This window comes from Cellulomonas sp. GbtcB1 (genome assembly GCF_019091725.1).
Classification (GTDB): domain Bacteria; phylum Actinomycetota; class Actinomycetes; order Actinomycetales; family Cellulomonadaceae; genus Cellulomonas.
In genome coordinates this window covers 1-261 of the sequence record NZ_JAGXJG010000310.1, presented here as the reverse complement: position 1 = coordinate 261, position 261 = coordinate 1, and the positions used below count along the sequence as shown (strand labels likewise).

Annotated in this window: 1 protein-coding gene; it reads left to right on the top strand. The window is 70.9% G+C overall.

What is annotated here, in order from left to right:
- Positions 1 to 18: 18 nt before the first annotated feature.
- Positions 19 to 261, top strand: a 243-nt coding sequence (locus KVT14_RS20545) for a hypothetical protein (protein WP_217617310.1), incomplete at its 3' end; no start/stop codon positions are given.

Sequence of the window (261 nt, the reverse complement as noted above, 5' to 3'; positions counted from 1 at the left end):
GGCACCATCGACTCCAAGATGGGCGGGGGCGTCGGCTACATGCAGATGCCGGGGCTCGCGGGCGACAAGTACCTGCAGATCGACCCGGACGACACCAGCAACCCGCTCTCGCAGTCGTTCGCCGGCAGGGAGGGCCAGTTCGACCCGACCGGGACGCTCGCGGGTCTCGGCGACGCGGTGAAGTCGTTCGAGAAGGCCGGCGAGCCGCAGGAGGTGGGCGGCGCCCTCGCCCAGGAGTACGCCGTCGTCATCGACTCGGCC